General features: G+C 31.5%; 2 protein-coding genes and 1 pseudogene. 2 read left to right on the top strand and 1 reads right to left on the bottom strand.

All coding sequences use genetic code 11. The features are described 5' to 3' along the window. Positions 1–407 precede the first annotated feature (407 nt). The gene (locus BU804_RS00700; protein ID WP_075882588.1) at positions 408–1,487 is read left to right on the top strand and encodes a serine protease; all 1,080 of its coding nucleotides are present in this window, start codon (positions 408–410) and stop codon (positions 1,485–1,487) included. Between the two features lie 566 nt (positions 1,488–2,053). On the opposite strand, the gene BU804_RS00705 is transcribed toward BU804_RS00700, so the two are convergent. Beyond that, entirely contained in the window at positions 2,054–5,623 is a 3,570-nt protein-coding gene (locus BU804_RS00705; protein WP_075882589.1) for an AAA family ATPase, read from the bottom strand. A 503-nt stretch (positions 5,624–6,126) separates the two neighbouring features. On the opposite strand from BU804_RS00705, the pseudogene BU804_RS00715 reads away from it, so the two are divergent. Then, a pseudogene (locus BU804_RS00715) lies at positions 6,127–6,420 on the top strand (alpha/beta hydrolase); the annotation flags it as partial.

Genomic DNA, 6,420 nt, shown 5'->3' on the forward strand with positions numbered 1-6,420 from the left:
ATCCATTTTGACCTCTCATGTCATATTAAACATTAGCTTGGGAAAACAAATGTTTTAAATGATGCAGAGGTCCTTTGTCATTTAAATTTTATTCTTCTTATTTATTATCAAAGAGATAAATTCAAAATTCAGGTTATTTACGCAGATTTTGACAGATTCAAGATGGGTCAAATGGTTTGAATGAACACTTCCAAAATGTTGAAATTCTTCTCATCTACTATTATCCCAATTTTAAAATGTTAATTTTAATTTGAAGTATGATATCTATTTACTTTTACAGATATTTTTTTAATTTAAAATTGTTAAAAAACAAATTTAAATGATTTAGTAATCAAAAAAATAAAAATAGTTAAGCATTAAATGTAATAGTCTAAAATTAAATAAATTTTTTTGAGGAGGATATTAATATGTGGCCGATTTCCAGTGGCTTACAGCCTTATTCCATTCCTTACCCCGACAATAATGAGTTCAATAAAGCAGAAATGCGAGTTGGTGAATACAAATCGATGCAAGACGATACTATAAGAGCTTTTATAGACAATCTTTATTGTGCAACCTACCCTATTTACGGAAGCTGGGGCTCGTTTCAAGGAAATTGTTTTGCCATAGCTCCAGATCTTCTACTGACATGTCGACACTGTTTAGAAGAAAGAGAGATCAGAGGAACTTTTGGAACAGGGAAACTTATTTTTGATGGAATTAGGTATTGTGGGCTAGATTTCGCTGTCTTATGGGTGGAAGGAGGCCGATTCAATCCAGTCTCTTTAGATTCAGACAGCGATGTAGAGGAATCGATTCAAATGTATCATAAAACAGAAGGTTTATCTTTAAATAAGTATGTAAAGCTTTTTACTTCTGAGAGTAAACCTTATGCTATGCCAGGAAATTTTGTCTTTTCTCAAACAACAGATCCTGGGGAATCTGGAGCCCCTAGAATGTCTCTGCGGAATGGATATGTCAACATTATGCACCAGGGGAATGGTGAAGGACTAACAATGAATGCATTTTACGCAATACTTGTGCAGGCACAGAATGAAGGTAGCGGCAATGCTAATTATATCCTTTCAAAAATCGAAATAGAGCATTTAGCAACAAGAATTGTAAATTGGTCATCTTTAATAATAAGATCAGGAGATGTAGAAGAGAAGCCAAGGATAAATGAAGATGTAAGGATTTGTGATCCAAAAAATCCACAGAAAGTACTTGCTACATTTCATTGTAGAGAAGTAGGCGAAGGAAAAGGCAATAGGTGGATTACAATTTACAAGAAAGGAATAGCAAATTCTGAAATTACTTATGCGATTAGTCCCAATCCTCATATTAATAATATATACAAAAATGATGGGGAAAAAAAATTTTATCGAACATTGGCAATATCAATAGGGACATATTATTTATCGAACAATACTTACCCTATTGAAGGAGCTATTAAATTATATAATCAAAATTTTATTCTTACTAAATATTCAATTAATTTTTTAACTTAGCTAAACTTGTATAACTAAGCTTAGTAGATCTTTTATTTATGACATAAACAAAATATCTACATATTTTCTCTTTATTTCAATTCTTCCTTCATATTTTTTATCTATTTTCTAAAAAACATAAGCTAATAGAGATTGAGGGAGAAAATAATTATAACGTTTTTTACAAATTTTAAAATCCTTTCAGAACAATCTGATAAATAATTTATTGAGAATAATAAATCGAAATAACAATTAAATTATAAACAATAATTACTGGAATGATGACAATCTCTAGTTTGTTTTATTATATACCACTTGCATAAAGCTATTTGTTAGTAGGGCTCTTTGGAAGCGGATTTAAGCAGCTTTTTAAGTAATACTTTAAATTGATATTCTTCTCGCTCAAGCTTCTCAACGATAGCTTCGATAATCCACTGTTTTTTAAAACGCTTCTAAGAAAAGCTTTAAGGAATTCTATTTTTCTACCGATTTCTTTAAAGAGATTTGCTTTCGAGTCGAAGCTTATTTACCAAAGAACTTACTCGTCTTAAAGATTCCAAATAGGTTATTTATGCTCTTATTGAAGTCTATGAGTCTTCAAAATCATCTGCCGAGCCAAAAAGAAAATTTTCAAAAACATCTTCATTTATGCCTTCTTTTTCTTTATCTTCCGCCGCTTGTTTATGCTTTAACTTTTCTTCCTTGCGTTGTTTATCCTTAGCAATATCATTTTTCACTTTAGCGAAAAAAGGAATAGTTCCTGAATTTTCTTCTGCTTTGGATTCTATCTCTTTTTCTTCAACGATAGCTTTCATTGAAGAATAAATTTCTAATAAATCATTCGGAATTAAAATGCTTTGCATCATGTCCAAAATGCAAACAAAATCATTGATAAGCTCATGGGGGATTTTTAATATTTTTTCATAGCATGTTTGCAAATTGTGTCCTCTAAAATAAAGCAAAAATTTAGGATATTGTAATTCATGTTCGGTAATTATTTGATTTTTTAAAATTAGGTGCACATCTTCTTTCTCTGTACTATCCCAATCAATTATATTTGATTCATTCATGATTTTTGTATCACGTTGCCCTAAACAATTTACTAATTTAACCCAATCCCCTTTATATTTTTTATCAGCACTTTCTTTTCGATCTTCAAAAAAACTTTTCAATGTTTTGACAACAGCTTCTTTGTCTGGATTTTTTCCAAATAAGTTTATATTTTTTTCATCAAAATATAAATTTCCTGCGATGTTAAATATATCGCAGTTCGTTTTTTCAATTACTTGTTCGAATTCTTTTTGTAAGCTTTCTAAAAATTCTTTGAAAAAGAGGAGGACTTTTCCAGGATTTTTTTTAATTCTTTTTATCGTATCAACTAATTTTCCGGATGGCTCTTTATTTTCTAAAATTGCTTCACATACGTCTATTTGAGTTTGGATAAGCTTGGCTAAAACTTTAAAATTTTGGTCTCTGCATGAAAGAGCTTTTTCACATTCTTCTCGCACACGATTATAAAAAATATTAATGATTTGTTGGCAAAAATTAGGATCACTCATCTGCTTTTCGATTGATTCTTCTGCCAACGGTAAAGATGAAACTAGAGCTGTAAATTTTTCCATGCAATCCTTTACATGAGGCTGCAGATCGGAATCAGTGCTAAAATTTTCACGAATAAAGTTGAGGCATAAAAATAAATGGATAGGATCCAAAATATAATTTTCTAAACTGTAGCGTTTTAACGCTTTTAAATTTCTAGGATCCTTTATATCAAGATTACGGTTATCACCATCAATTAGACCAAAAACAAATGGAGATAAAGGTTCGCTACTTTGCCCCGCTACTTTTTTAATAAGTGACTTGATGACACCGCAACTGGATAGATCGTCTCGATTTCCTGAACCATGCACCTTGAAAATCATTTGAGATTCTACCTTACGCGTATCGTTTAATCGTTTCGCTAGAATTGAATAAAACTGTTTATCTTTATCTCCCTCGACAAACACCACTGCAAATGGCTCATTCACATAAACCAAATTGCCACTTAAAATATTCATTGCTTGTCTCTTATTTGCAACAGGCTTGATGGTAGGATTAAAATCAGGTGGTTCATTTTCTAGGATAAATAAAGATTTCTTGGGAACAAAACTAACCGTTGTCGGATTATGGGTTGTCATAATCACTTGGATTCCAAGTTCTGTAACTAATTTTGTTTTAATTACATCGATGACCTCTTTTACCATGCTAGGATGTAAATGCGCATCTGGTTCGTCTAATAAGATAACACTCTCTTTTTGGATATTACGCTGATCGAATCGCCAGAGAAGTACAAGAAGTACAATTCTTTCCCCTGAAGATATATTACTTAAAGGAACCGTCAAAGGATATTTCATCCAGGGAGCTGTGTTGGCAAATGTTAAATTAATATTATTAAATTGAGCATTATTAATATCCCAGACAAAGTCTTTTTCAGACAAAATATATTTAAAATTACATTTAACTAAGTAATTGTTTATTTCCGCAAAAATTCTTTTAACAGACTCTTGTTTATCCTTTGTCTCGCTTAGCATTTTATCCAATAACTTGTCAAATATCAGGTTTGCCGCTTGCAAAATAGAACTATAGTCTGCAATATGTGGCGTATTTCTTTTATTAAATTGCCTTTTTAATTCACGGTCAAAACTAGAAAAAGAAAAAGAATTAGAATCTTTTTTGTCCATTTCTTGAAGAGCGGATTCAATAACTTCATCAAACAATGGTTGAGCAGAAGAAGTATCCGATTCTCTTTGCAACAATTTATTTACTGCATATTTGCTCAAGTCCTGAAATAATTTCTCTAATTCTGCGTTCAATTCACCTTTGGATTTATTTTCTACATCAACTCTTAATGTTTTGAGTTGATCCGTATTTTGTAAAGAGCAGATTTGAAAATTATTGTTCGAAATACTAATCATATGTTGATTGTCTAAACATCCAAATAAGATCGCTTGCAAAAGATTCGATTTTCCTACCCCATTTTTACCTGCGATCACAGAAAACATAGGAATGGCTTTCCACTTAAAACCACCCGGTAAATTTTGGTAAGTTGCATTTTCTTTAACTTTTAATTCGCTCAAGTAACCTGGCTTTGAGAATTTATCTTCATTAATAATATGAGAATGTCCACTAGATTGAGTAGGCGTTGCTGGCACTTTTTTTTGGAAAGATAAGGTAGATGCTTGTGGTAAACTGCTATTTAATGCTTTTTTAGCGGAGACAAAGTGCCCCCCTAAATCTACAATAAAAATGTATGTTTTATTTTTTTTTTCCTCAGGGATTTCTTGCCAAACTTGCCGAATTGTTTCATCTCCTTGTTTAAACGTAAGCATATCGTTGAGCCCGCAAACAGATTGATCTTGATTAACTGTTAAAATTCTTATTGGAATATCAAGAGCTCGTGCTAATAAGTCGCCCTCATCCATTGCCACTATCCAATTTCCGCCTTGCTTGATCTCTTCCACCCTATTTTTATTTTCTGATCCTAACGGGGATCTCTCGTATTGACTAGCAAGCGTTTTTCTTAAATAAGAAATTTTATCTGATTGCTCATTTAGCAAGGCGATATTTTGTCCAGGTAATGTCTTATAGCTGTTTAAAAAAGCATGAAAAAAACAATCGCCATCGGCTTTAGCTCCATCTAATTCAAATCCTTCATGATATAAATAAAGAGCGGCTGCATTTACAGCTTTTACTTTTTCAGAAGATATAATAGTTTTTGAATCTAGCCATAAGTCACAAGCTATTTTCTTCCCATCCCATACCAATTCTTTGGAATCTTCTTTGGAATATAATCTTTGATTTTCCGATTCAGAAGATATAATAGTTTCTGAATTTAGCCATAGTTCGCAAGCTATTTTCTTCTCATCACATACCGATTCTTTATAGTTTTCTTTGGAATACAGCCTTTGATTTTCCGAATCACTAGCAAAGATTTTTCGATAAAGCTCGTTCCACAAAGAAGTTTCTTTTCCCGTAGCAGAATTTGTAAAAGGGGTCAAAATGTGCCCATTCCATAACTTACTCACCTGCTCACATTGGCATAAGTCTTTAGGTCCTAAAAAAGCCCATATACGATATAAAATTTCCTGAGGAAAAAGGGAGGAATCAGTTGAATTCATGTTGAGCCTCAAATAAATTAGGTAAATTTGTTCATCATATTTCTTTTCAAATTCAGTGAAATAATCATTTTTGAAAATAAGTCATCAATACACCCGTGATTAATCCCGCAGATGGATTAGAGAAATTAAAACTAATGTTTTGCCGCGCAATCCTGCATTTTTATTTATTAGAGTATGTATGCCATAAAATAGAATATTTATGTATTAAAATTTATTTGACAATATTGGAGGGTATAATCAAATGTTTGAAACAGCGCGGGATTAATAGAATTAAATTTTGGAGACAGATTAAGCTTTCTAATAGTGCCTTAATTACTCTGCTGAAAACTTAATAGATTTAATTGCAAAATTTTGGATAGATTTATTATAGATGATTTAATATAATATTTTTATTAAATTTTAATTATACAATTTATTAAAATAGATTTAAAACATTAACTTAATATTTAAAATTTATTAGGTTGTATACAAATGCTTATAATAAAAAGTTAGAGGAGGCCTTAATGTTTGGTGGAAATTCAAATACCACGCTTAATACTAGACCTAGATATGAAAATTCGGATATTAACTCACATTATCCAAATTCAGATGCTGAAAAACGAGAGCTTAGTATAAATAAATTTTTAGCCACACTGGGTGTGGGTCCGCAGACATGGCAAACAAATCCACCTGGTTTAAATAGTAAGAAAAAAGTTGATTTGATAAGTCAAAAAGTCTCAACGAATGACGAAAGTTCTAGTTCTAGCTCTGATGACGAAAGTTCTATTCCTAGCTCGGATATTAACTCACATTATCCA

Source organism: Candidatus Protochlamydia sp. W-9 (assembly GCF_001950615.1).
Lineage (GTDB): Bacteria > Chlamydiota > Chlamydiia > Chlamydiales > Parachlamydiaceae > Protochlamydia > Protochlamydia amoebophila.

What these genes read in the sequence shown, in the direction of transcription:
- BU804_RS00700 (WP_075882588.1), top strand. Translation starts at nt 408, where the DNA reads ATGTGGCCGATTTCCAGTGGCTTACAGCCTTATTCCATTCCTTACCCC.
- BU804_RS00705 (WP_075882589.1), bottom strand. Translation starts at nt 5,623, where the DNA reads ATGAATTCAACTGATTCCTCCCTTTTTCCTCAGGAAATTTTATATCGT.